The following is a 25678-nucleotide window of genomic DNA, read 5'->3' as shown; positions in this document are numbered from 1 at the left end:
AATGTCTTCTTTACTTTAATGTGATGTCACATCAATGTCAATGATTTTTTTGAAAATTTAAAACAATGCGTTTGTGGTTCAGACATGCTTAACTTCCGATGATTTTCTTAGCAGGTGATGATTTCTTCAGGCGAAAGTCATATTTTTTCTCATTCACAAATTGTGGATTGAGGTGTGCTGATCCTTTATCTTGGCCGCTTTTCAAGAGATACGTTTTGTAGCCTTCCATCCATTTCCCGCGCCATACCCACTGTGATGTCTTTGCACCTTTTCGGTCGTCATACACGTTCTTCTGGAAGGTATTCTTTTGATTCACTCCATAAAGATTCACGACTAAGTAATGCGACGCACTCGCTGTCATAATATTATTCGTGATTCGATTGTTCACGGCTTGATATTGCATCAACAATTGACCGCCTTCTAAGCCGGCTGTGTCATTTTTGTACAAAATATTATGTGAGATCGTCGTATTTGTTGTTCCGCCTCGCTTTTTATCATAGCCGCCAATTGAAATGCCTGTATAACGGTTCAAATACACTTGATTGTGTTCGATGCGAATGCGATCTGCCATTTTTCCTTTATGTTCACTTGTGACTTCAATCCCCAGGTCATTGTGATGTGTGATGTTATGATCAATCACAATGTCCTTCCCGCCATCAACATAAATTCCGCCAGCGGAGATGTCTTTGCCATAGGCTGGATTTCCTGCACTCGTAATCTCATATACTTTGTTTTTAGATACGACACCATTTCTGACTTGATCGTACTTTTTAGAAGGTGCTACGTTCTCAAAACCAATTAAATCAATGCCTATATTATCTGTGTGGCGAACCGTGTTATGTGTCACACGGAACTTGTTGACGTTCCCATTTAGCACAAGCGCTTCACTGAAGCCAAGCTTTAATTTTTCAACAGTGTTTCCTTTGATTTCAATGTCTTCAATGGCCGCAGGAGCTTTTGTTCCATAGACCGCAATACCGTGCGCATTCCCATTTTTGTGTTTCGTCTGAATGTCATACACTCGGTTGTTGAGCAGTTTGACGCCTTTTCCGCTTCCTTTGATGAAAATACCGACTGGTGTCACATCTTCCTTATTCGTCTTGAGATGTCCCACCGTCAGACCTTTGAGGGTGATGTAGCTTTTTTGATCGATCGTGACAAGACCGCCATCTGCTTGATTTCCTTTAAGAGAAGCCCCGCTAATGACAGGTTTTTCTTTTCCGTAAGCTTGAAAGATAACGGGTGCTTTCTTTGTACCTGAATGGCGGACAATCAATTTCTCTTTGTATGTGCCGCCTCTCATGTAAATGGTTGCCCCGGCTTTCGCCATACTTGCCGCTTTTTTCAGCGTGCGAAAAGGTTTTTGCTTCGTTCCCGGGTTTTTGTCGTTTCCGTTTGGCGCCACGTAATAGGCTGTGCTTTGCTTAGCGCCAGCCTCCTCTGTCATCGCTTGACAGCCGAAGCTGATCACGGTCATGAATAAAATAAGTAAAATGCCTAGTATCGCTCGTTTCATCTTGTTGTTTGCTCCTTTCACTTCTCTTCTTCCTTTATCGGTTAAAAAAAAGAGGATTAAAATATGAGAATGCCCCTTGCAATGTACTAGTCAAAAGGTGTATGGTTGAAAGAATATCTTACAGGAAAATCATCCGCTTTTAAATTGTCAGATTAATCAGTTAATAATGCATTTGGATTTTATTTCTTTATTAAAAAGGGGTGACATGAGGCAGACTGATGGCAGAGAGAAGGAAAGCGCTTTAACAGATTTTTCTTATCTGAATTCCAGAAAAGCTATTGCTTATATTTTGTGAAGGTATAGAATAGAATCATAATTATTTCATATTATTAGAATTTTCAAATAATCAAACAGCAAGGAGATTTACGATGCCAAAACAACCCATCCGCGTTGAACTTAGTTCAACAAAAAAACCAAAACCTCAATCTGATCAACTTGAATTCGGAAAAATCTTCACAGATCACATGTTTGTGATGGATTATTCCATTGATCAAGGCTGGTACGATCCCAGAATTATACCTTATCAGGCCATTCCAATGGACCCAGCTTCGATGGTCTACCATTATGGGCAATCTGTTTTTGAAGGCTTAAAAGCTTATGTTTCTGAGGATCAGAAAATTCTCTTATTCCGTCCGGAAAAGAACATGGAACGCTTAAACAGATCCAATGACCGCCTGTGTATCCCGCAAATTGATACAGAAACGGTTTTAGAGGGCTTAAATGAACTCATTCGCATTGATAAGGATTGGGTACCTGATGCAGAGGGCACTTCCTTGTATATCCGTCCATTCATTATTTCCACTGAGCCGTATTTAGGCGTTGCGCCGTCAAGCACGTATAAGCTGCTGATTATCTTATCTCCAGTGGGATCTTACTATAAAGAAGGCATCCACCCGGTCAAAATTGCAGTTGAAAACGAATTTGTCCGTGCCGTTAAGGGCGGGACAGGAAATGCCAAAACAGCTGGAAACTACGCCTCAAGCCTCAAGGCACAGCAAGTCGCTGAAACCAAAGGCTTTTCACAGGTTCTTTGGCTTGATGGAGTCGAGAAAAAGTACATTGAAGAAGTCGGGAGTATGAATATCTTCTTTAAAATCAAAGGAGAAATCGTGACGCCTGAATTGAACGGCAGCATTTTAGAAGGCATCACCCGTAACTCTGTACTTGAGCTGTTAAAACATTGGGGTATTCCAGTGACAGAGCGTAAAATTTCGATTGATGAGTTAATTGAAGCACATCAATCAGGTGAGCTTGAAGAAATCTTTGGAACTGGAACGGCGGCCGTCATCTCTCCTGTCGGGGAATTAATTTATCACGATCAGCCATATGTAATTCAAGATGGTCAAACAGGTGAAGTATCGAAGAAATTGTACGAAGCCATTACTGGTATTCAAAAAGGAACACAGCCAGATATCTTCGGCTGGACAGTAGAAGTCGACTCGGTCGTCAAACAGACTTAAGCATGTAAAAGAACCTTTCAGTCATGAAGGGTTCTTTTTTTGTTTATTTACCCCTCCAATATACCTTATAATGGTAATCATACGTATAAGGAGTGATGGTATGTTTTTTACTTATCTACTAGCGTTCTTAGGTATTTGCATCGGATCGATGATCATAGCTACAGGTTTCGACGATTCACCGTTCCTCACCCGGTTTCTATTTAAGGTTCTCGGGATTTTTATCCTTGTTCTTTCCATTACTTTTGTAAAGGTTAGACGAAAGAGGCTACACAACAAAAAGGCGAAATAGACTCAGATGTCCAGTCAGCCGCCCATCAAATCGTGCACCAAAACAAGACCGATACCCCCACAATCGCCCCTGCATATATCCACTGTTTCCTTTTTATGCTCCGCTTTCTTTCGATCAGTAAAAAGATCTCTGGTAAAAAGACGATGATGATTTCTAGGATAAAGACAAGATAATAAACAAGCGGCATGGGCTGGAAATCAAAGTCTCTTTCATCTCCACCAATCGTTGCGAAATACATCAACAGGTTGGTCACTGGAATGGTAAAACAAACGAGCAGGCGGAGAACATAAATCCACACATACTGTCTATGACGAATAAGACCAATAAATGAAGCAATGATGCCATACAAAAACAAGACCACTGTGCCGTAACTCATCAGTGGTTGAACGATAAAGCCGTAAAGCATTAAACCAATTGCAACCATATTCAAACAGTCCTTTCTTTGAAGCCATACATGCTGTTTTTTCTATCATACACTTCTTTCTTGAATTCCCATATGGGGCAATGATAAAAAACGACCCCATAAAGGGGCCATTTTGTTTTACGCTTTGACTGATTTGAAGAATTGCGGTAAATATTCACGATGCGCTTCGAGCATTTCATCTAAAATTTGCTTTGCAATTTCATCAGATGGGACAAGCGGATTAATCGTCATCGCCACAAGAGCCGTCTCGTAATCTCCTGTTACAGCCGCTTCTGCTGCCACACGCTCGAATGATTTGATTTGTTGAACGAGCCCTCTCACAGCTACAGGCAGATCGCCCGTCGCAATTGGTTTTGGTCCGTCCTTCGTAATGATACAGTTCACTTCAACCGCTGATTCAGCCGGAATGCTGGCAATCGCCCCTCTGTTCACTGTATTGACAGGTTGGATGTCATGCTTATCATTATAGATGGAGCTGATTAAGTTACATGCCGCATCACTGTAATACGCCCCGCCTCTTTTTTCGAGCTGCGGTGGTTTAATCGATAAATCAGGATTTTTATAGAGCTCAAATAATTCTTGCTCGACCTGCTGTACAACCTCTGCTCTTGTTCCTTTTTCTTGGGCCGCTTTTTGCTCTTCTTCCAGCATATCTTTCGTTTTATAGTAATAGCGATGATACGGACATGGGATCACCCCTAAGCCTTTCACAAAAGAAGGTTCCCAGTTTTTCGCTTCAATGTTCTTCATAGACCACTGACTATTCGGATTTCCCAATTCATCGAGCACTTGATCCATAATGCTGACCCCGTCTAAATACACATCTAACCCATAGACCATGTGATTGAGGCCCGCAAACTGTACCTCGATCCGCTCAACATCCACATCAAGCGCCTTGGCAATCCCCATTTTCATCCCAATTGGTACATTGCATAGACCGACTACTTTTTTTAGATTTGTGTAGCGTAATACAGCTTCTGTGACCATGCCTGCCGGATTTGTAAAGTTCACAAGCCATGCATCTGGACAAAGTTCTTCCATATCCTTCACGATATCTAGAATGACTGGGATGGTTCGAAGTCCTTTAAATAAACCGCCTGGTCCGTTCGTTTCCTGACCGATGACGCCGTATTTGAGCGGGATTCTCTCATCTTTTGCCCGTGCTTCCAGCAGTCCTACACGAAATTGTGTCGTCACGAAATCTGCGTCCTTCAGGGCTTCCCGGCGGTCAAGCGTCAGGTGTACCTCAATCGGCAGACCCGCTTTTTCAACCATGCGTTTCGCGAGAGCGCCCACGATGTTTAACTTTTCCTGACCCGCTTCAATATCCACTAGCCATAATTCCTTTACAGGCAATTCATGATATCGTTTGATAAACCCTTCGACAAGCTCAGGCGTATAGCTCGATCCCCCGCCTATTGTGACAATTTTGATTCCATCTTTCATGAATTGACACCTCCGAGTTGCTTCATTTTTTCATGGAGCTCGATGATTTCCGCCGCGAGTTCCTTGACGGTCATTGCGTTCATGAGATGATCCTGGGCATGGATCATTAAGAGACTGATGTCGGTCTTTTCTCCTCTAATTTCTCCTTGGATCAGCTCTGTTTGTGCGTGATGCGCCTCATTTAACGCGTCTTGTGCTTCCTGCAATTTTTGCTTCGCCTCATCAAAATTTCCTTGCTTTGCACATGTAATGGCCTCCATCGCGGAGCTTCTGCCATTCCCGCCGTGTAAGATGAGTTGAAACACAATTTGTTCCATTTCCATCGGCCGCATCCCCCTTGTTTCCTCTATTACATGCTGACGACATTTTCATCAGTTGATGCTTTTGTTTCTAGCTCACTTTCTTCTTTTAATTTCTGCTTATCCCACATTCTAAAGAATGGGTAGTATAAAGCGAATGACAACGCCAGGTTAATCAGCTGCATGACAGCACCAGAGATTTTGCCTCCTGTGGCGAGATAGCCTGAAATGATGGGCGGCATAGTCCATGGGACAGCAATCCCCGCCGGTTTTGCTACAAGTCCTGTGCTCATTCCGATATATGTGGTGATGATCATCATGATTGGCGTAAGGATAAACGGAATGAGAAGCATTGGGTTCATGACAATCGGCATTCCAAAAATGATCGGTTCGTTGATGTTAAAGATGGCTGGCCCAATGGCAAGTCGGCCAAGCTGTTTCATTTGTTTACTTCTGGCACGTAAGATCATCGTCAGCACCAAGGCAAGCGTTGCACCGCTTCCGCCGACATTGATGAAGATTTCAAAGAACTGCGCTGTGAAGATATTTGGCAGCACTTCTCCTGCTTGGAATGCGAGACGGTTCTCATCCATCGCACCGAGCCAAATTGGGCCCATGACGCCGCCGACAATGGTTGCTCCGTGAATACCACATGCCCAGAGGAGCATTTGCACACCAATGGCGACAATACTTCCGCCTAAGCTTCCACCAAGAATGGAAAGCGGTGTGCCAATTAAGACCGTGATGATATTATGAATACTCTCAAATGGTGTCATCTCAATCACAAGTCTAACGACCCAGATCAGCGTGATGACCACAAAACCTGGAATAAGTGCGATAAACGATTTACTCACTGCTGGCGGTACACCATCAGGCATCCTAATGACGATATTCCGCTGGACAATGAATCGGTAAATTTCAGTTGAAAGCATGGCAATAATCATGGCAACGAATAACCCTTTACTGCCCATCAATGTGACTGGAATTCCCCCACCTACTAGGATGGCTTCTGTTGAGCCTTCAGGTGTGAAAGGAACTTGATATGGTGTCGCCAAAAGGAAAGCTGCAACAGCGATCGCACCAGATGATAGGGCATCCACTGCATACTTTTCAGCAAGCCTGTAGGCAATCCCGAAGGTGGCAACAAGTGCCATAATGTCAAAGGTTGCATTAACAGGATAGGATAGTTTCGTGGCCCATTCAGCTCCAAAGATACTTGCCATAAAATCGCTGTATCCTGGGATCGGAAGGTTGGCTAAAATGAGAAACAGTGAACCGACAATAATGAGAGGCATGGTTAAAACAATTCCGTCACGCAATGCTTGTAAATGTCTTTGAGCGGCAATCTTCCCTGCAAACGGCATGACCTTCTCTTCTAGAAATCGGTTGAATCCATTCATCCCTTCCGCCCCCTTTATCCGTTCACTAACTGTTCAGCAGATTTTAAAACCTCAGCCCCATTACATACGCCATAATGCACGGTATTAATGACGTCGACTGGAATTCCTTTTTCTTCTCCGAGCTTTTTCATTTGTGGTAATAAATATCGAACCTGTGGTCCTAATAAAAGCACATCGGCTTGATCAATATGACTTTTTGCTGAATCTCCTGATACTGCCCAAATACGATAGTCTTTTCCTTGTTCTTGTGCGCTTTTCTCCATTTTTGTGACTAGTAAGCTTGTTGACATACCTGCTGCACAAACCAATAAGATGTTCATGTGTAAACGCCCCCTTTTGAAAGTGTGAAGCTTTTCTTTACACATTCATCATATTATGAAACCGCTTTCATAAACACCTATACTTTTTCCTTTAGGAAGCGGAAAAAGTTAAGATCACACTGTTAGTTCTTGTACGAAGGGACCTTTTTATACATGATATCCAGCATGTCTTCAAATGTATCACAGGCGATGAGATGCTGAATGAATTTCACATTATGCACAAGCTCGCCCAGCAGACGGTACATCCCTTTTAAATCTTTGGCATTCTCTTTTTCGACACAAAGCAAGCAGACAAATTGAACTTTTTTCTCTCCCCATATGATCGGTTTTTCTAATGTACATATCGCCCAAAACGTCTCTTCTGTCAGCGGCGTCATAGGGTGCGGAATGGCTGTATAATGCCCGAAGGATGTCGGTGCAGCTTCTTCTCTTTCCATCACAGAAGGTGTAAGCTCTGCTGGTGCTAAACCCATATCGATGATTTTTTCCGTGAGAAAGGTGATGACCTCTTCCTTTGTTTGAAAGGCGCATTTTGTAAAGACCAATTCCTTTTTCATATATTGAGAGGCCAATGTCACCCTTGTTTCACTCGTCAGGGCTTCTTCAATTTTTAAAAAGTCGCCGCCTCCCAAAATGGTGTTTACTTGTATGACTGGAATCGGTAAATCCATCTGAATCGGGACCGTTGTAATAATCAAATCCAGGGCATGTAAAGACACATGCGGAAGCGAATAAAGCTCTGCTGTTCCTAAAATGGTCAGTTTTGACCCAAATTGTGACCGCAAACGATCCTGAAGCAGCCTTGCACTCCCTGCACCAGATGCACAGACAATGAGACATCGCTTCGGCGGAATCTCCATTTTCCTCCTCTCTAAAGCCGCACCAAAATGAAGCGCCATATATCCGATTTCATTCTCATGAATACTCAGCCCCTCCTCTTCTTCTAGGACCCTGCTGGCGATAATACCTGCTTCAAAAGCAAGTGGATACCCCGCCTTTATTTCATCAAGCATCGGATTTCTTAAGTTCATTCCATATTTACACCGGGTCATAGCTGGCTTTAAATGCAGACTCAGTCCAATCATTAATTCCGCATCGCCGGCTAAATCAAGCTGCAGTTTTTGATCAATGGCTTGGAGCATAAGCTGAACAAGACGGCTCGTGTCATCATCCACAATTTGTTTTTGACCACTCGATGAAAAGGACTGTACCATTTTGGCTGTTCCTAATAAATGAATGGCGATATAGACGATCTCCTCTTGTGGAAAAGAGACGTCCAGCAGTCCTTCAAGGCGTTCCACCATTTTTTTAGCGACCTTATATTCCTTTGCCTGTGGTATCTCATTGATTTCCTCTGGCAAAACAGATACATAGTTTCCGTGTCTAATCCGTTTGCAGGCAATCGCAACATGAACGATTAAATTATTCATGCAAATGTCTGATAGATTCATTCTTTCTTCATTGATATAATCAATCATTGTTTTCTGAATCAATTCCAATTCATGTTTTGGCAAAATGGTGACTGCTGTGTTCAGCATCGTTTGGCAGGAACGGCGTTCATTGAATAAATATTCTGACATACAATAACGAATTTTCATCTCCGATCCTTTGATCCGGCAGCCTTTATTCGGCTTCGCTTCCAGCTTCAGATCAAAGGGCTCAAGCTTGCGTTTGACCCATTTCATATCGTTACTCATCGTCGATTTACTAATAAACAGCTGATCCTGTAAGTCTTCCAGTTTCACATAAGACTCTGCGAGAAGCAGCTTCTTTAAAATAAACCGAACGCGCTCCTCCGGCAGAACAGCCAGTGGCTCTTCCTGTTCGACCTCCTCTTTCATAAAACGGCGAAAGGCATTCTCATCGTTGATCAACAGCTCATAGCCAGCTCCTCGAACAGCTGATACAGCCGCTTGATAAGGAGCGAGACGGTCGTTCAGTTCCTTGATGTCTGTACGAATGGTGCGGCTTGTCACTTGTAAGCTGACAGAAAGCGCAGCGCTTGTGAGCGGGGTCTCCGCTGCCATGAGCTGACTTAAGATGTGCGCCAGTCTTTTACTCAGCATCAGATCGGCCTCCTTATGTAAGGGTGGAGAATCTGCCTTGTCTGGACAAGGTGTATACGCTTGCAGTTCTCTTCATTACTCATATTCTACTGAAAAGAAATAAAAATTGCCAACTCATTTATATGACAAACGCCCCTATTTATACAACAAACCATATCTAATGACCTATGAATCTTTTTGTAGGACTCTGGCAGAAACCATAAAAAAAGGCGCTACACCTCCGTGTAATCGCCTTTTTTATGAAGGGATCAGCTGGGTAAAGACAACCAGTCTCTTTTCATGAGTCCCTGCTGCATGATCAAATGTCCCTGTACACGTAATGAAATTGAGATTCCGTGTAAAAGCGTACCCGAAAAACGCATTCGGCTTTTCTTCACGCGGATAGCTTTGCACTTTGATCACTTCAAAAGTTCGCTTTTTTCCTGACGAGGACGTCACGATTACCTTGTTTCCCTTTTTTAGCTCCTTTAATCGATAAAAAACAGAAGGTCCCCATTTATTATCAACATGGCCATTCATGACGGCATTTCCTTTATCTCCTGGCTTTGGACCATCTTTAAACCAAGCTGTGTTGTCCGTATTTTTTGGGACGCCCATACTGCCATCCTTTGATAAAGTTGTTTTCTCCACTTTTGCTTTGACATCAATCGCCGGAATCGCAATTTCAGCCGGGACAATACCAGACGGTTCGTCTTTTAACATGTCTTGTGAATGAGACTGTTTTGCGGCTTGGTTTGTTGTCATTTTTTCAGGAGATGAGGTTGTTTTAGAGGATGACGAATCAACCATAGATTGTGATGCGCAGCCCGTGATGATGAGAAGCATCAGAAGACCAAACAACCACCTTTTCAAGTCAGTCTGCCTCCTTTTAACGAAAGGAACGGCACGATTGTGCACGTTCCCCTTTCCTTTTTATACGAGCTTAATTTGATGTCTTACGGCGAGTAAGGAAGAACGCACCCGCTGCACCGCCGGCTAGGATCAAACTTGCGATCATTCCCGCAAATGCTTCATATGACATACCTAAAGGACCGGCTGTGCCTCCCATACCTGTTTTCGGCATTTCATTAGGCATGTTGGATTTGAACAGTTCAGGATGCTGATCAACAATCGCTGCTGCGACATCTTGACCGACCATGAACATATGACCGTACGCTTCTCTCACTGTTGGATAAAGCTGATCATATTCGCCATTATGGTAAGACGTATATGTTTTGATCAGCTCATCAATATGCATTTTCAAGCCAGCTTCTAAATCCGCCGCCTTCAAACGTCCATCTGTCGCTTGATCTAGAAATTTCGCTTGCTTCATCCGATACGCATCTAAGTTTTTCACAGCTTTTTCTTTCGCTTCTTTGTCTCCTGATGCATCCGCTTTGACATAATCAACTAAGTAACCGATATGGCTTGACCAAATGGCTTTAAATTGTTTCCCTGCTTTTTTTCCGTACACAGAGGCGATGGCATCTGATAAGTCATTCGTGTTGTCATTTAACGCTGCCGCTGCTTGATCAAAATCTTTACTGCCGTCAATTCCCTTTTGCATCGTGATCACTGCTAAATAAGCATGCTCCGAAAACAGCTGGTCTAGTGCTGCTCGAAGATCGGTTGCTTTGTTTGACACTTCTTGTGACGAAGACGTCTTCTTTTCCTCTCCATGCATATGTCCTTCGCGTGCACTTGCGATATGAGCTGCCGGAAATATAGTAATGCTGCGCTAAGCGGGATAGTTAAAATCGCTTTTTTCATGTTCATCTGTTATTGCCTCCTCTTTCCGTTTGTTATGTACTTAACGGAGAGAAGCATGAAATGGATCATTCAAATCTATTATTTTTTCGTTCAGGGCTCAATCGGTAATGCTTGCATAAAAAAAGCCGGATTATCCGGCTGATACGTTACGACGTTTAGATGCTTTTCGCTCTTTATATATTTTCCTCACCACTGGATAAATCACTGGTGCCCATTTGACAATTTGTTTCAGCCATTTTTTCATTTCTCCCGCGCCTCCTTATTGTCATTCTTACAAGGACGATTCCCCATCTTGTCATGAAATAAACAGGTGCGGGAGAGCAGGAGTTAAATCACGCCTTGTGCGATCATCGCATCTGCCACTTTGCGAAATCCTGCAATATTTGCTCCTACGATTAAGTTTCCAGAGTGTCCATATTCGTCTGCTGTCTCTGTACACTGACGATAAATCGTCTGCATCATTTGTTTCAGCTGATCATCTACTTCTTCAAATGTCCAAGACATTCTTGCACTATTTTGTGCCATTTCCAGTGCTGAGACTCCTACCCCGCCAGCATTCGCCGCTTTTGCCGGCGCAAATAGAATATCATTCTGTTCAAACACTTTGACTGCCTGAAGAGTAGAGGGCATATTAGCTCCTTCTCCTACCGCAATGACACCATTTTCCACGAGCTGCTGCGCTTGCATCTCAGATATTTCATTTTGCGTTGCACATGGAAGCGCAATATCACAAGGAACAGACCAAATTTGTTCACAATCTTCAATCAATTCGGCATGCGGGTGAATGTCTATGTATGCCCCAATCCGTTGATTGCTCACTTCCTTTAGCTGCTTCACAGTCTCAAGTGAAATGCCTTGAGGATCATAAATCGCTCCGCTTGAATCACTGCAAGCAACGACCTTACCGCCTAGCTCCATGACCTTTTCCATCGCATAAATAGACACATTCCCTGATCCAGACACAACAACTGAATGCCCTTCAAATTGCAGTCCATGCGCTTTTAACATTTCTTCCATAAAGTACACCAGTCCATAGCCTGTCGCTTCTTTTCTCGCTAAGCTGCCTCCAAATCCAGGACTTTTCCCTGTGAGCACACCCGCCTCATAAGCACCGCGCATTTTCTTGTACTGTCCGAACATATAGCCAATTTCGCGTGCCCCTACGCCAATATCACCTGCTGGTACATCTTGATCAGGTCCAATATATCGGCTGAGTTCACTCATAAAGCTTTGGACGAAACGCATGATTTCTCCATCAGATTTCCCTTTAGGGTCAAAATCTGATCCACCTTTTCCCCCGCCGATCGGCATACCAGTCAGTGCGTTTTTAAAGATTTGTTCAAATCCTAAAAACTTAATAATGCTTGCATTGACAGATGGGTGGAATCGAATGCCTCCTTTATAAGGACCGATGGCACTATTGAATTGAACCCTGAAACCCCGATTGACTTGTACTTTCCCCTCATCATCTACCCAAGGTACACGAAATACCACAAGCCGCTCAGGCTCAATGAGTCGTTCTAAAATGCCCTGTTTTTCATACTCTGGGTGTTTTGCAAAAACAGGAACGAGTGATTCTAGAATTTCTTTTACGGCTTGCTGAAATTCCTCCTCACCAGGATTTCGTTTTTCCACCTCCTCTAACACACGGTCGATGTAGCTTTGTGCTGTTTGTGCTGCTCGATCTAAGGTCAACATGTCTCATCTGCCTCCTTGTAGATATCTTCACACATTTATCTGTTAGATTTTCTAACGCATATTGAGATTAATTTAACACCATTTGTAAAATCTGATCAATACTGATAACAGATGAAAATGATGCCGATTTGAGATGGATCAAGCAGCCGCAGCAATCGTTTTTAGAAAGTATCTCTTGCAGAATGACTATTGTGCTAGAAATGATGATTTAGACGTTATATATCCCGCACTCTTTGACAAATAGATGAATCATGAATGATTTCTAGTTGATCTTCAACCCGAAAAAAAGGCCTAAAGTTTTATAGGCCGTCCGCTCAATCTTTTCGGATCTTCTCATCTTTCTTTCGATCAGGGTACACGACACAAAGCCAATATAAAATAGAAGACGATGGGAAATTAATTAAACCGACAATGCCCCAAAACCACTTATAGCGCCCTCTTTTCTTTGCATCCATAAATAAAAGAAGCCCCTGCGCAAACAATAACGGCAATGCGCACAATAAGATGATCATCTCCGTCTGACTCATAAGGAAGACCCTCCTTTAATGTGTTGATATTCCTTGATGCCGACAACGACGCAGAGCGGCACACTCACTACTTGAAGAAGAATGAAGATGATAGGCAAATGGGTGATGGCAGCGACAAATAGTGCCAGAATGGTCAGACTGATGAGAACGTACGCCAGTACTTCTTGTTTAAAACGCCTTTTCTCTTGTTCCTTTGCCTGCTTCAGCATCATCATGACAGCCTGCTCACTTGGCTCTTTCACTTCAATTTGTTCATCTAGCTGCTGTAACTCTTCCTTTAAACGTTCGGTGAACTGATCTTCCTTCATTGAGACCACTCCTTTCGAATTTTCTTTAATCCATGATGAACCCTCGACTTCACAGTGCCTTCTCTCGTACCGAGCATTGAAGCAATCTCTGGATAAGTAAAGCCATAATAATAGTGCAAAATAATCGGTGCTCTCTCCTGTGCCTTCAATTCGTTTAGAGCATCCCACATCTCATGCCATGTGTGGCCCTTTTGCTGAATGTCCCATTTGAAGCGGCGTATGGTCTCTTGATTCGCCTTCCCTTCTCTTAATTGTTCACGTTTTCTTTTCCTCTGGTGATCTAAAAATTGTCTAGATGCAATGGAAATGAGCCATGTTGAAAATAAGGAATCTCCTCTAAATGAAGAAAGTTTCATGTACGCTTTCAGCATCGTTTCTTGCATGATTTCTTCTGCCAGCTCTTGTTGAAGGGTGAGCTTCATTATATAACGGTAAAGAAAGGAATAATGATGACGATAAAGGGCTGTAAATGCAGCATCATCTCCCTGTTTTGCCCGCTGAATCAATAATGTCTCTTCTGTCTGCTCCAAACACACCCCTCCTTCCTTTTCTTCTCTTATTCATGTGACGACACGGATGACGACATCGTTCAAAATAGACTTAATTTTTTTAACTTGGCTCCTTTTCTCCCTGTTGATCCAGTATTTGATTCATTTTATATCCAATTTTTTCTTATGTAATGATTATGACATTCTTTCGTCCCTAACAAAATGGTGCGTTCGTAATCATCTTGATTTTCTATCAAGCGAAGAGCCTCTCCCTCATAATCACTAGGTCATCCCAATACCTATCGTCAATGATCCTTGTCTCATTTAGATGAAAATAAAATAATCATGGCCTTAGTTTCCTAGAAAATCATGGAATACACAGCGCCAATTCTTAGCCGATGATACCTTTTTGCGTGCTATGCTCTTCCTACATTCCGAAAAAGGCGATACTGGCGAAGAAAGGGGGGGCAGTTGAATTGCAGCTTATTTTTGGAAACGTTTACATTAAAACAAAATAGAATGGAGATGTTGACTTTGAAGAAAAAAGTTCCAATGTTAGCTGGTGTGTTAGCGGTTGGTCTCGTGACTTCATTATTTGCACCTAATGGGGAGGCAAAAGCGGCAGCCAAGTATCCAGAAAGCCCTTCTATTATGGCCAATTTTAATCAACAAGGATTCTCCACATTAAATGGCGGTACAACAGGCGGTGAAGGCGGTAAAACCGTCACAGTCAAAACTGGAAATGAACTATTGGCTGCCCTCAAAAGTAAAGGAACAAACGAAAAATTAAAAATTGTTGTCGACGGGACGATTAACCCTTCTAATACATCTGCCAATAAAATCGATGTGAAAGATACAAACAATGTCTCGATCGTCGGCAAAGGCACGAAAGGTGAATTTAATGGAATTGGTATCAAAGTATGGCGTTCCAATAACGTCATTATCCGCAACCTGAAAATCCATCACAGTAACATCGGTGACAAGGATGCCATCGGAATCGAAGGCGCTTCTAAAAACGTATGGGTCGATCATAATGAGCTGTACAACACATTAAACTCTGGGAAAGATGATTATGATGGATTATTTGATGTGAAAAAAGACTCCGACTATATTACCTTCTCATGGAACTATGTACATGACAGCTGGAAAACGATGCTCATGGGCAGCTCTGATAACGACAACTACAACCGAAAAATTACGTTCCATAACAACCGTTTTGAAAACCTGAATTCTCGTGTACCGTCTATGCGCTACGGGGAAGGTCATGTGTATAACAACTACTATAAAGGCATTCATACCACAGCGATCAACTCTCGTATGGGCGCGAAGATGAGAATTGAGCACAACGTATTTGAAAATACAAATAATGCGATCGGCAGCTGGGACAGCCGTCAAGTCGGTACATGGCATGTCATCAACAACTCATTTATTAACAGCACAGGCAGTCTGCCAACGTCTTCAACAGGTACGTACAACCCTCCTTATCACTACTCTTTGCTTAACGTGAACAATGTCAAATCAGAAGTGGTATCAAATGCTGGTGTTGGAAAGGTAAACCCTTAAAACCACAAAACGTTCGGGCAGAGATCTCTGTCCGAACGTTCTTGTTATTTCGTTTATTTATATTGTAGAAAATGGACGATCCATCTCATACAATTTTTGATAGCGCAGGTTTTCTCTCAGTAAATCCTGATGCTCCCCCTGCATCTCAATTTGTCCATCTTCAATAAACATAATGCGGTCACATGCCTCACAGCCAGTGAGATGATGGGTAATCCAAATGACCGTTTTTCCTTTTAACACACGAAAGATGGTTTCAAGCAGCTCACGCTCTGTGCGCGGATCAAGTCCGACGGTGGGCTCATCTAATACAACAATCGGGGTGTTTTGCAGCAAAATCCGGGCTAATGCCATCCGTTGTCTTTCTCCACCTGAGAAACGAACCCCTGTCTCCTGCACACCGGTGTGATAACCTTCTGGCAAGGATTCGATGGTATCGTGCAGCTGCACTTGCCTCGCTGCTTCTTTTACTTGCTCTTCTGTCGCATCTGGAGAGCCTAAGCGAATATTGTTTAAAACAGAGGTATCGAATAAATACGGCTGTTGATTGAGCACTGACACATAGGTGGACACGGTTTCTCGAATGCTTTCTACCGGTTTCCCCTGGATACTGACAGCTCCTTGATTTGGCACGACAGCTCCTTCTAACAATTTCAAAATAGTCGATTTTCCTGCACCACTTTTTCCTAAGAGAGCAAGTGATTCACCTTGCTTCAGTGAAAATGAGAGATGCTTTAGCACGTGTTGGTGCGAATCATACCCAAAGGACACTTGATCAAAACAGACAGCTTGATCGTGAGAAATGGTTGACTGATCCACTGTCTTGCGCTCAGATTCTCCTTCATACGAAAGCTTTTCATAATGATTTAATCTGCTGACAGCATGCTGATAGACGGGAATATCACCTGCTGCATCTGAGAGTGGAAGAAAGGCTTCTGTTAACGGAAATAGCACAAGCACAAAGGCTGCAATCAGTGTGTGTGACATCGAGCCTGACTGAACGACCGAACCGCTCCAATACACGACAAGCACGACAGCTCCTCCAATCATAAGCTGGGCAAAAAACTGGCGCAGACGGATAAACCGGTGCTTGGCTGCTTCAAGCGCTAACAGTTTCGCTTCTTTTTGTTCATATTCATCAACAAAATCTTTCTGCCTGCCGCTAAACAGCCAGTCACTAACGCCCATGACTGCATCTGTTAAATGGCTGTACAGTTCATTTCTGCCTTTTTTCATTTGAATTTGTCTCGCCCGGTTCACTAGCACTGTGACGTATGGGAAAACAAATACGAGAAGTGCCATATAAAGCAGCATCAGTCCAGCAAAAGGCCACGAGAATAGACCAAGTGCCCCAATGGATGCGGCATATAAAAGCAGCGCCCCGATGGATGGAAAGATGGTTTTTAAATAGGCGTCCTGCAGTCTCTCGACATCATCTGACAGGAGCCCAAGCATTTCACCTGTACCCAGCTTTGTCTGTTTCGCACTTCGTTCAGCCATGTCATACAGACGGACACGCATTTTTTCAATCATGGTCAAAATGAGCTGGTGGCTCGCCAGTCTTTCTGCATAGCGGGCAGCTGAGCGTGAAATACCAAAGGTCCGTACAGCTACAATTGGAACGTATACCATAAGTATATTCTCAGGTCTTGTGGCAGCTTTTGAAATGAGAAATCCTGATGTATACATCAGCATAGAAGCAGACAATACTGCAATTGCCCCTAGAAATAAAACCAGCGCAAACAGCTTTTGATTCTCCTTGATATAAGGTATAAACCAGCCTTTACTGACCATGTGTGACCGCCCCCATTTGCTCCTGTACCAATTGATAATACACGCCTTTTCTTTGCATTAATGATTCATGTGTACCCATTTCTGCAATCGTTCCTTGATCCATGACAATGATCTCATCCATGTCTGGCATCCAATGGAGCCTATGTGTCGCTAAGAACACAAGTTTATCTTCAAACAGCGGAAGCATTGTTTTCTTCAATTCATACTCTGTCTCAATATCGAGATGCGCCGTTGGTTCATCTAACAGCATAATTGAACGCTGGCCCAGCACCGTTCGCGCAAGCGCGATTCTTTGTGCCTGTCCGCCGCTCAGTCCTCTTCCCTGTTCTCCAATGACCTCATCGAGACCATTTGGCAGCTGCGCTACGAGCTGAGATAAGCCAGCTTCACAGACAGCTCTTTCCACTTCTTCATCTGTGGCATGCGGTTCATAAAAACGAATGTTTTCTCTCAATGTCATGTGAAATAAATAAGGGTGCTGCGGCATATAGACGACTTCCTTTTGCCATTCCTTCATCTGTAAATGAACAAGCGGCTGGCCGTTTAACGTGATTTGACCTGAGGTCGGTTCAACAAAGCCGCCGAGCACATCGGTTAACGTCGATTTCCCTGAACCACTGGCACCAATGATTCCGATTTTTTTCTTCCCTTTGACAGTGAGGTCTACATCCTGAATCGAATAAGGGGCATGTTCATCATGCTGGACACTAACATCTTGCAGCGTGAGCACAGCTTGTTCACCCCACTTGTCTAGCTGCACGGATTGTTTCTCCTGCGCGCGGAAGCCCTTTTCTTCTAAAATGACCTGCATCGCTTCATTCGCTTCTTTCCCATTTAGCGTCGCATGATAATCATTTCCCACTTCACGTACTGGCAGGAAATATTCCGGCGCCAGCATGAGCGCCGTCAGAGCCGGCAATAACAGAAGCTCTCCTTCAATTAATCGCAAGCCAAGAAAGACAGCGACGGTTGCAATCGACAGCATGGAAAAGAAATCAAGCGCAAATGATGAAAGAAATGCAACCTGCAGCGTGCTCATGGTCGCCTTTCGATATCGCTTTGACACTTCCCCGATATTGCGGGAATGTTTTTTGCTAATGCCTAAGTAACGAAGCGTTTCAAGGCCGCGGAGAGAATCAGTAAAATGATTGGATAATTTCTCATACGATCTCCATTGTTTGGCCGCTTTACGCTGAGCGACAAGGCCTAGCAAAATCATAAAGATAATTAAAATCGGCAGCGTCACGATTAAAATGACGGCAGATGTTTCGTCTAATGTCCAAACATAGATGAGAACCATAGCCGGTATCACTGCCATGTTCACCATTTTCGGTAAAAATAGCTGTAAATACTGACGATATTGAGCAATCCCCTCCATCGCTAATGTGACAAGCTTTCCTGTACCTTTTTTCTTTGTAAAAGCTGGACCTAAACGAAAGAGTTGGTCTAACAGCTGTTTTCTGACGTCTGCTCCAATTCGGGAAGAGTAGGTAAACATGACCTTCTCCCGAATCAAGGTGAGACCGTGCCGCACCAGAAAGGCAGCAAGAAACAGCAGGACATAAGGCGTTGCCTGCGAAAGGCTTTTCCCGTCAAACAGCGTAGTAATGGCATGTGCCAGCCACTGTGCTTGGAAAATAATACTTGCTCCTTGGATGAGTGACACAATACCCAAGAGGGCAAGAAGCCCCCTCATTCCTTTTAATTGAAGCAAACGTTTATCCATTAGTAGGTCATTGGCTCCTTACCGCTTACACGTTTACGGAAGACGTAATAGCTCCAAATTTGATACCCAAGCACAAAGGGCAGCAAAGAAATGGCAACAATCGTCATCACCGTCAGTGAATATGATCCGGATGCAGCGTTTTGAATGGTAAGATCAAACGCATGGTTGATTGAACTAATCATGACGCGCGGGAACAATGCAGTGAAAAGCATCGTCACTGTCACCATGATGCCTGCACCTGTGAATAAGAATGTCCAGCCATCACGTTCTTTTCTCATAAAGAATAGAGCCGCGACGTAACAAACCACAATCAGGACAGTTAACGGAATGGTGATGATCGGGCGTACCGTATAAATGTCTGTTTCCATGATAGATACACCCACAAATAGGACAAGAACTGGCAGCGCAATAAGCAGGACACGCTTGCCAAGCTTTCTTGCACGATCTCTTAAATCACCCTCTGTACGTAGTGTGACGAAAATCAATCCGTGCAGAAGGCAAAGAACCGTCACAGCTAACCCGCCAATCACTGAATAAAGGTTCACAAAATCCGTAAAACCAGCATACATATTCATGTCTTGATCAATTGGCATCCCGCGTAAAATACTCGTGAATAGCACACCGAGTAAAAACGGCGGCAGCAGACTGCCAAAGAAGATGACCCAGTCCCATGCTTTGATCCAAGAGGCTTTCTCCACCTTCCCTCGGAATTCAAAGGCGACTCCGCGCCCAATGAGCGCTAAGAGGAGAACCGCAAATGGTATATAGTATCCACTGAACATCGTGGCATACCAGTGAGGGAATGCAGCGAAAATAGCGCCCCCAGCTGTAATCAGCCAGACCTCATTCGCATCCCAGAAAGGACCAATCGTATTAATTAAAATGCGGCGTTCGTGCGCATCCTTTCCAAGCAGCTGCATGGACATCCCAACACCAAAATCAAATCCCTCTAAGAAGAAAAATCCAACAAACAATACTGCGACAAGAATAAACCAAATCTCGTTAAGATATGCCATGATATGCGCCTCCATCAAATGGATCTGTAGACAGGTCCGTTTCATCCTTTTGATCTGTATCCTCTTCCGAATGTGCACCTTTTTTAATTTCTCGAATGAATAGGTAGGCAAGCAAGATGGCAAGAATCAGATAAATCGTCGTAAAGCTAATGACTGAGAATAACAGCATGCCATACGATACGTTTGGCGAAATCGATTGAGCCGTCGTCATCATACCAAAGACAGTCCACGGCTGACGCCCAATTTCAGTCATGATCCAGCCAGCTGAGTTCGCAATAAACGGGAACGCAATCATCCCTACCATGAAGCGTAAAAACCATTTGTTCGTTTCGAGTTTCTTTCTAAAGCTCAAGTACAAGCCAATCATACTGGCAAAAATCATCAGCATTCCGGCACCAACCATGATTCTAAAGCTCCAGAAGGTTGTTTTCACTGGCGGAATGTAGTCTCCAGGGCCAAACTTTGCTTCATATTCTTTTTGAAGTGTCAGCATGCCTGGCACATCTCCACTGAACTTCTGATAAGCCAAGTAACTTAAAGCAAACGGAATATTGATCTCCGCAGAGTTTTCTTTTTTATCTGTGTCAATATTGGCAAATAGTGTCCAAGCCGCTGGATCTCCACTATCCTTCCAAAGGGCTTCACTTGCTGCCATCTTCATCGGCTGTGATTTCATTAAGTGCTTCGCTTGATCATGTCCAGAGAACGCCACACCTAAGCCAGAAATTAAAGCGAGGACCATGGCAATCTGGAATGATTTTTTGAAAAAGGCGATTTCTTGTTTTTTGATCATTTTATAGGCACTAACTCCTGCAATAAAGAATGCACCTGTAGCCAGCGCACCAAACAGAACGTGCGGGAATTCAACCCAAAGCTGCGGGTTCGTTACAAGAGCGCCAAAATCATTCATTTCTGCGCGGCCATTTTTAATGACAAATCCAACTGGCTCTTGCATAAATGAGTTGGCGAGTAGAATCCAAAACGCCGAAAAGATCGTACCAAGAGAAACAAGCCAAATACACAATAAATGAATCTTCTTCGGCAGACGATCCCAGCCGAATATCCAAAGTCCAATAAATGTAGATTCAAGGAAAAAGGCGAGCAGTGCTTCAATGGCAAGCGGTGCACCAAACACATCACCGACAAACCTTGAATAATCTGACCAGTTCATCCCAAACTGGAATTCCTGCAAAATCCCTGTCACCACACCTACTGCAAAATTGAGTAAGAATAGATGACCCCAAAACTTCGCCATTTTTTTATAAATCTCTTTTTTCTTGACGACATAAAGGGTCTGCATCAAGGCGACGATAAACACCAAACCTATTGACATAGGAACAAAAATAAAATGAAATAATGTCGTTGAAGCAAATTGAAATCTTGCTAAAAACAGCTCACTCACAGCCTTACATCCTCCCTTACTTTCACATGCCGAATGATTCGAAACAACTATGCTCACCACTTCACAAAATATTCACTATTTGTTCAATGATTCACAAATAATAGCCTGTTTGAAATGGTTTACTCGGTGAAATTTTACTCTTGCTTTTCATTCGGTTAGTTATTTATACCTGTACTTTACACCCATGCGCTTCAAAAATAAAGTAAATTTTACCTAAAAATTGGATGGTATTGTGTCAGTTGTTTGAATACTTTGTCAAAGATATGTGACAGAAAGTAAAAAAACGCAAAAAAATAGCGCTGCACATGAACCGCAGCGCTATGTTTCTTTTTTAGGCTTTTTTCTGTAAAGCTGGTCTAGTGACTTGCACTTCGTAGTACGTAATTTTGTTTTTTAATAGTCCTTCAGGTTTCGCTTTCCCATGAGCGTGCGCATCACCAAACGCCTGAGATTTTGTCCAGTTCACAAAGTCTTCTTTTCGATTCCAGCGGGTATGAATGGTCACTTCATCGTAATCGGTTGTCTGCTGCGTGACCCATACTTCCATGCCTAAAAATCCTTCCATGAATTCTACTTGTCCCTGCTTGTTAAAACGCTTGACGAGGTGGTCAGCACTGCCTTTTTCTACTCTTACCTGGTTGTTGACAATGATCATTTTCTGTTCATCTCCCTTTGGTTGTTGGATCGAAGCGATTGGGATAATGAGCGGATGCTCACCGTCTAAGTGAACCTCAGCCTGAATCCCAAAGACTTCTTTGAAAAAGTTTTCTGTTAATACTTCGTTTGGTGTCCCTATTTGATAAACCTGACCACCCTTCATCGCAATGAGGCGGTCACAATATTTTGCTGCCTGCTGCAGGTCGTGAAGAACCATTAAAATGGTGATTCCATGCGTCTTATTCAGCTGTTTGAGCAGCTCTAGTAAATCAAGCTGATGTGCAATATCTAGGTAAGTCGTCGGCTCATCCAGAATCAAAGTCTCTGTCTTCTGAGCGAGCGCCATCGCAATATACGCCTTTTGTCTTTCTCCGCCTGACAATGTATGCAGCATTCTGTTTTCATTGATGCGGCTATTGGTCACATCAAGCGCCCACTCAATCGCTTCTTGATCTGTCTTCGAGCTCTTTTTCCAGATCGAACGATGCGGACTGCGTCCAAGTGCGACCAGCTCCCGTACGGTCATAGATGGAATGGCTGTTCTCGTCTGCATGAGAACGGCGATTTCCTTTGCAATCTCCTGAGCTGTCATCTCTTTTTGCGGTATATCGTGAATGTATATCATGCCGCTTTCGATCGATGTAAGACGTGCGGCTGCTTTAATAAAAGTCGACTTCCCTGATCCATTTGGTCCAATAATTCCTGTCACACTTCCTTTAGGAACAGCTGCTGAAATAGACGACAGCCGAAAGCCTCCTTGACTGAGACTCACGTCATCCATAGCTATCACATTCAACTTAACCCCTCCCTTTCTTTTTTAATAAATAGAGGAAGAAAGGTGCACCGATGCAGGCAAGCAGGATACCGACAGGCAGTTCAACCGGTGTAAACCATACCCGTGCCGCTGTATCTGCAAAAACCACAAGTACGCCTCCGCCCAGCATTGAGATAGGCAGCAGGTACCGGTAGTCATCTCCAATTAAAAGACGGATAAAATGAGGAACGACCAGCCCGACAAATCCAATTAAGCCGCTCACACTTACAGCTGCACCAGCTAAAAGCGCCGCCAGCGCAATTAAGAAAAACCGGGTGCGCTCTACTCTAAGGCCGAGTAACTGCGCCGATTCATCACCAAGCAAAAGAAGGTTTGCCGGCTTGATGGCAAAAAAACAAAGGCACAACCCAGCAAGCGCATATGGCGACACGAAGCTTAGATGATGCCAGCTCCGTCCATTTAATCCTCCGGATAAAAAAGGCAGAACAGCCTGCACACGCTCACTATAAAGCACCATAAACCCATTCATAACCGCCCCAAGGAGGGCATTGACTGCCACTCCCGCCAAAATCAATTTCAGCGGGGAAACCCCTTGATCAAATGACAGCATATACACCACGAGTGCCGCTAATAAAGCGCCAAGGAAAGCAGCAGCTGGCAGCAAATACGTAAATTGCGGAAACACAATCATGCTGAGCACAGCAGCCAATCCGCCGCCAGCAGTCACACCGATGATGCCAGGGTCAGCGAGTGGATTCCGGACGACTCCTTGTAAAATCGCCCCTGATGCTGCGAGACAGGCTCCGACAATAAAACCGATCAAAACACGCGGCAGGCGTAAATCCATCACAATTTTCTCATGAACAGGCTGGCCTGATCCCGTCAAAGCGGCGAGTAGGTCTTGCAGCGATAATTGAACGGAACCTAATGCAAGCCCTAAGCATGCGCCTACAACTAACGAGATGAATAGTCCGGGTATCAGCCATTTTCGTCTCGACTGTCTTTTTTGAAAATCTAATTCTGTATTCATTTTCATGATGACAATCGCTTCAATCTTTTCTCTAGCTCATCAATCGCTCTCATCACTTCCGCGCCTGGGTTCGTCCCAAATAGATCACTCGGCAGAATCTCGACGTGTCCATTTTTGACAGCTGACACATCGTGCCAAGCGGCATTCTGTTTCATTTCACTCATAAAGCCCGCTTTCACATCTTCAGGATTGCTGTGAGTCATAAGCAGAATAAGATCAGGATCGGCTTCGATGACCTTTTCTGCATTGATTTGAGCGTATTGAGGGAATTTCTCGAGTGCCGGTTCATTTTCAGCGATGTTCGTCCCTCCTGCGATGTGCAGTAAATCTCCGCTTAAGGATTGAGGAAGTGCCGCCATATATGTGCCAGGTGCCCCGTATACAACGAGTGTCTTCACTTTTTTCTGAGGCTGCTTGACCTGCTTTTTCCTCTGATCGATTTGCTCATTGAGGGCTTTGGCCTTTTGCTGCTTTCCGAGCAAATCCCCGAATAACGTTATTTGACGCTGAATATCCTTCACTGAATTGGCACTTGTCAAAAGAAGCTGTGAACCAATTCCTTCTATTGTAGAGATGTCCTTACTGTTTAATTGTTCATTCCCAAGCACAACATCGGGCGTTAAGCTTGTGATGAGCTCTACATCAAATTGATGCGTTGTGCCAATCGTTTGTACAGACTTTGCCTTTTGTAAGCTGTCTGGTAATTCGGCGGCCGGACGGCCAACTACCTCACCGCCTAAGGCATACAGGATGCTCATGTCTCCAGTCGATAATGCGACGATACGCTGAGGGGATTCTTCAAACGACAGCGTTCTGCCAGTAAAATCCTTTATCTTCAGCGCACCTTGCCCGCTTCCTTTCTCTACAGGTGCTGCCTGACTGCATCCGCCGAGGAGAAGCATCAAGACGAGTCCAGCGAAGATCACATGTGAAAATTTCAACCGTCTGTCTCTCCTTTTCTAGTAAACTTTCTTTAGCTTTGCCTGTACGACAAGACGCCCATTTTTAGGTGCAAGCACATGATCACAAGTCGATAAGGTGAGGATGAGGTCATCTGTGGACACGTCTGTCTTCGTTTGATAGATTGATTTTTTCCGCACAGCTTGTAAGTAGTGCGCATATTCGCCAAGATCTTGAAAATCGGTTTGAATATAATCGAAATCCACCGTTGTTTCATACACGGCAAAAATCTCCGCCTCATAGCTTTGATACAGCGTATCGTACTGAAATGTCCGATGATCATGGAAGAAATCCTTTTTTAAATAGTTTGTGAGTCCAGCGAACATGGATCCATCCCTCATCCGATGCCCGTACACCACAGTATTCGGGCTTTCATGCAAGACGTCATTGCGATAATCCATAAAGATACTGCCTGCCCGGGTGTCGTTTTTTAAGTAATTACGGGTTAAGTAGTATGCATTATCACGAGATTGAACGATTGGGTACTGAATCATCGTGTCCTTCATATTGATCCAGCCGACAATGTCGTTGTTCACCTTCCGCAGCTCATCAAATGACGTACGGGTGGTTCCCGGTTCCCGGCTTTCAGTCATTCCTTGCTCTTGACCATACATCGTCTGAGCCTTTGCAAGCACCTGACGATTTTGATAATAGCCGAACAGTTCTAAACCAATGGCTGTACCGCTATAAATGAATACACCTAAACAGACGATCGTCAGCATACGCTGCCAGACCCGTTTTCCTCTTTTCACACTGTTTCACCTGCTT

The 25678-nt window shown here is 43.8% G+C and carries 24 protein-coding genes; 2 read left to right on the top strand and 22 right to left on the bottom strand.

Annotated features, from left to right (window positions below; all coding sequences use genetic code 11):
• Nucleotides 1-88: 88 nt before the first annotated feature.
• A complete protein-coding gene (locus tag C6Y07_RS08690; protein ID WP_106073049.1) occupies nt 89-1516 on the bottom strand; it encodes a DUF1565 domain-containing protein in 1428 nt (475 codons plus the stop codon).
• Between the two features lie 368 nt (nt 1517-1884).
• On the opposite strand from C6Y07_RS08690, the gene C6Y07_RS08685 reads away from it, so the two are divergent.
• Nucleotides 1885-2976 (top strand): branched-chain amino acid aminotransferase, encoded by a 1092-nt coding sequence (locus tag C6Y07_RS08685; RefSeq protein WP_060597564.1) that lies wholly within the window; start codon nt 1885-1887, stop codon nt 2974-2976.
• 314 nt (nt 2977-3290) lie between these two features.
• Here C6Y07_RS08685 and C6Y07_RS08675 read toward each other — a convergent pair whose 3' ends face one another.
• The 13 genes from C6Y07_RS08675 to sigY form a co-directional block, all read right to left on the bottom strand.
• Entirely contained in the window at nt 3291-3689 is a 399-nt protein-coding gene (locus C6Y07_RS08675; RefSeq protein WP_034660737.1) for a hypothetical protein, read from the bottom strand.
• Between the two features lie 117 nt (nt 3690-3806).
• A complete protein-coding gene (locus tag C6Y07_RS08670) occupies nt 3807-5135 on the bottom strand; it encodes a 6-phospho-beta-glucosidase (RefSeq protein ID WP_106156586.1) in 1329 nt (442 codons plus the stop codon).
• Entirely contained in the window at nt 5132-5458 is a 327-nt protein-coding gene (locus tag C6Y07_RS08665; protein WP_003215078.1) for a PTS lactose/cellobiose transporter subunit IIA, read from the bottom strand. Before C6Y07_RS08665 ends, C6Y07_RS08670 begins: the two co-directional genes overlap by 4 nt.
• A 26-nt stretch (nt 5459-5484) precedes the next feature.
• The gene (gene celB, locus C6Y07_RS08660; protein WP_060597567.1) at nt 5485-6834 is read right to left on the bottom strand and encodes a PTS cellobiose transporter subunit IIC; all 1350 of its coding nucleotides are present in this window, start codon (nt 6832-6834) and stop codon (nt 5485-5487) included.
• Between the two features lie 14 nt (nt 6835-6848).
• Entirely contained in the window at nt 6849-7154 is a 306-nt protein-coding gene (locus C6Y07_RS08655; protein WP_034660433.1) for a PTS sugar transporter subunit IIB, read from the bottom strand.
• Between the two features lie 122 nt (nt 7155-7276).
• Entirely contained in the window at nt 7277-9220 is a 1944-nt protein-coding gene (locus C6Y07_RS08650) for a BglG family transcription antiterminator (protein WP_060597568.1), read from the bottom strand.
• A 237-nt stretch (nt 9221-9457) separates the two neighbouring features.
• Nucleotides 9458-10072 carry a class F sortase gene (locus C6Y07_RS08645; protein WP_106156584.1) on the bottom strand — a complete coding sequence of 205 codons (615 nt, stop codon included), beginning with the start codon at nt 10070-10072 and terminating at the stop codon, nt 9458-9460.
• 70 nt (nt 10073-10142) lie between these two features.
• Nucleotides 10143-10883, bottom strand: coding sequence for a hypothetical protein (locus C6Y07_RS08640; protein ID WP_223254142.1), 741 nt, complete (start codon nt 10881-10883; stop codon nt 10143-10145).
• Nucleotides 10884-11099: 216 nt separating this feature from the next.
• On the bottom strand, nt 11100-11213 hold the full coding sequence (locus C6Y07_RS19085; protein ID WP_223250414.1) for a hypothetical protein: 114 nt from the start codon (nt 11211-11213) through the stop codon (nt 11100-11102).
• 83 nt (nt 11214-11296) lie between these two features.
• Nucleotides 11297-12667: an NADP-specific glutamate dehydrogenase gene (gene gdhA, locus C6Y07_RS08635; RefSeq protein WP_060597570.1), complete on the bottom strand. Its 1371-nt coding sequence runs from the start codon at nt 12665-12667 to the stop codon at nt 11297-11299.
• Between the two features lie 314 nt (nt 12668-12981).
• Entirely contained in the window at nt 12982-13194 is a 213-nt protein-coding gene (locus C6Y07_RS08630) for a hypothetical protein (RefSeq protein ID WP_060597571.1), read from the bottom strand.
• Entirely contained in the window at nt 13191-13502 is a 312-nt protein-coding gene (locus C6Y07_RS08625; RefSeq protein ID WP_034660438.1) for a YxlC family protein, read from the bottom strand. The genes C6Y07_RS08630 and C6Y07_RS08625 overlap by 4 nt, the downstream gene beginning before the upstream one ends.
• Nucleotides 13499-14032: an RNA polymerase sigma factor SigY gene (gene sigY, locus C6Y07_RS08620; RefSeq protein WP_106156583.1), complete on the bottom strand. Its 534-nt coding sequence runs from the start codon at nt 14030-14032 to the stop codon at nt 13499-13501. The genes C6Y07_RS08625 and sigY overlap by 4 nt, the downstream gene beginning before the upstream one ends.
• A gap of 510 nt (nt 14033-14542) precedes the next feature.
• Here sigY and C6Y07_RS08615 point away from each other — a divergent pair.
• Nucleotides 14543-15553 (top strand): pectate lyase family protein, encoded by a 1011-nt coding sequence (locus C6Y07_RS08615; protein WP_414428756.1) that lies wholly within the window; start codon nt 14543-14545, stop codon nt 15551-15553.
• 57 nt (nt 15554-15610) lie between these two features.
• On the opposite strand, the gene cydC is transcribed toward C6Y07_RS08615, so the two are convergent.
• From cydC to srtB, 8 genes are all read right to left on the bottom strand, one after another.
• Nucleotides 15611-17344, bottom strand: coding sequence for a thiol reductant ABC exporter subunit CydC (gene cydC, locus C6Y07_RS08610; protein WP_106072997.1), 1734 nt, complete (start codon nt 17342-17344; stop codon nt 15611-15613).
• A complete protein-coding gene (gene cydD, locus C6Y07_RS08605; protein ID WP_106156581.1) occupies nt 17334-19070 on the bottom strand; it encodes a thiol reductant ABC exporter subunit CydD in 1737 nt (578 codons plus the stop codon). Before cydD ends, cydC begins: the two co-directional genes overlap by 11 nt.
• Nucleotides 19070-20086 carry a cytochrome d ubiquinol oxidase subunit II gene (gene cydB / locus C6Y07_RS08600; RefSeq protein ID WP_060597575.1) on the bottom strand — a complete coding sequence of 339 codons (1017 nt, stop codon included), beginning with the start codon at nt 20084-20086 and terminating at the stop codon, nt 19070-19072. Before cydB ends, cydD begins: the two co-directional genes overlap by 1 nt.
• Nucleotides 20073-21488: a cytochrome ubiquinol oxidase subunit I gene (locus C6Y07_RS08595; RefSeq protein ID WP_060597576.1), complete on the bottom strand. Its 1416-nt coding sequence runs from the start codon at nt 21486-21488 to the stop codon at nt 20073-20075. Before C6Y07_RS08595 ends, cydB begins: the two co-directional genes overlap by 14 nt.
• Nucleotides 21489-21819: 331 nt before the next feature.
• Nucleotides 21820-22941 (bottom strand): heme oxygenase, encoded by a 1122-nt coding sequence (gene isdG, locus C6Y07_RS19245; protein WP_060597577.1) that lies wholly within the window; start codon nt 22939-22941, stop codon nt 21820-21822.
• A gap of 1 nt (nt 22942) precedes the next feature.
• Nucleotides 22943-23956, bottom strand: a complete 1014-nt coding sequence (locus tag C6Y07_RS08585; RefSeq protein WP_106071305.1) for a FecCD family ABC transporter permease — start codon at nt 23954-23956, stop codon at nt 22943-22945.
• Nucleotides 23953-24891, bottom strand: coding sequence for an ABC transporter substrate-binding protein (locus C6Y07_RS08580; protein ID WP_106156579.1), 939 nt, complete (start codon nt 24889-24891; stop codon nt 23953-23955). Before C6Y07_RS08580 ends, C6Y07_RS08585 begins: the two co-directional genes overlap by 4 nt.
• An 18-nt stretch (nt 24892-24909) precedes the next feature.
• On the bottom strand, nt 24910-25662 hold the full coding sequence (gene srtB, locus C6Y07_RS08575) for a class B sortase (protein WP_106156578.1): 753 nt from the start codon (nt 25660-25662) through the stop codon (nt 24910-24912).
• Between the last annotated feature and the right edge of the window lie 16 nt (nt 25663-25678).

Source organism: Bacillus sp. LNXM12-1 (genome assembly GCF_003004375.1).
GTDB lineage: Bacteria > Bacillota > Bacilli > Bacillales > Bacillaceae > Bacillus.
The sequence above is the reverse complement of the archived record's forward strand: the minus strand, read 5'-3'. Positions and strand labels throughout refer to the sequence as shown.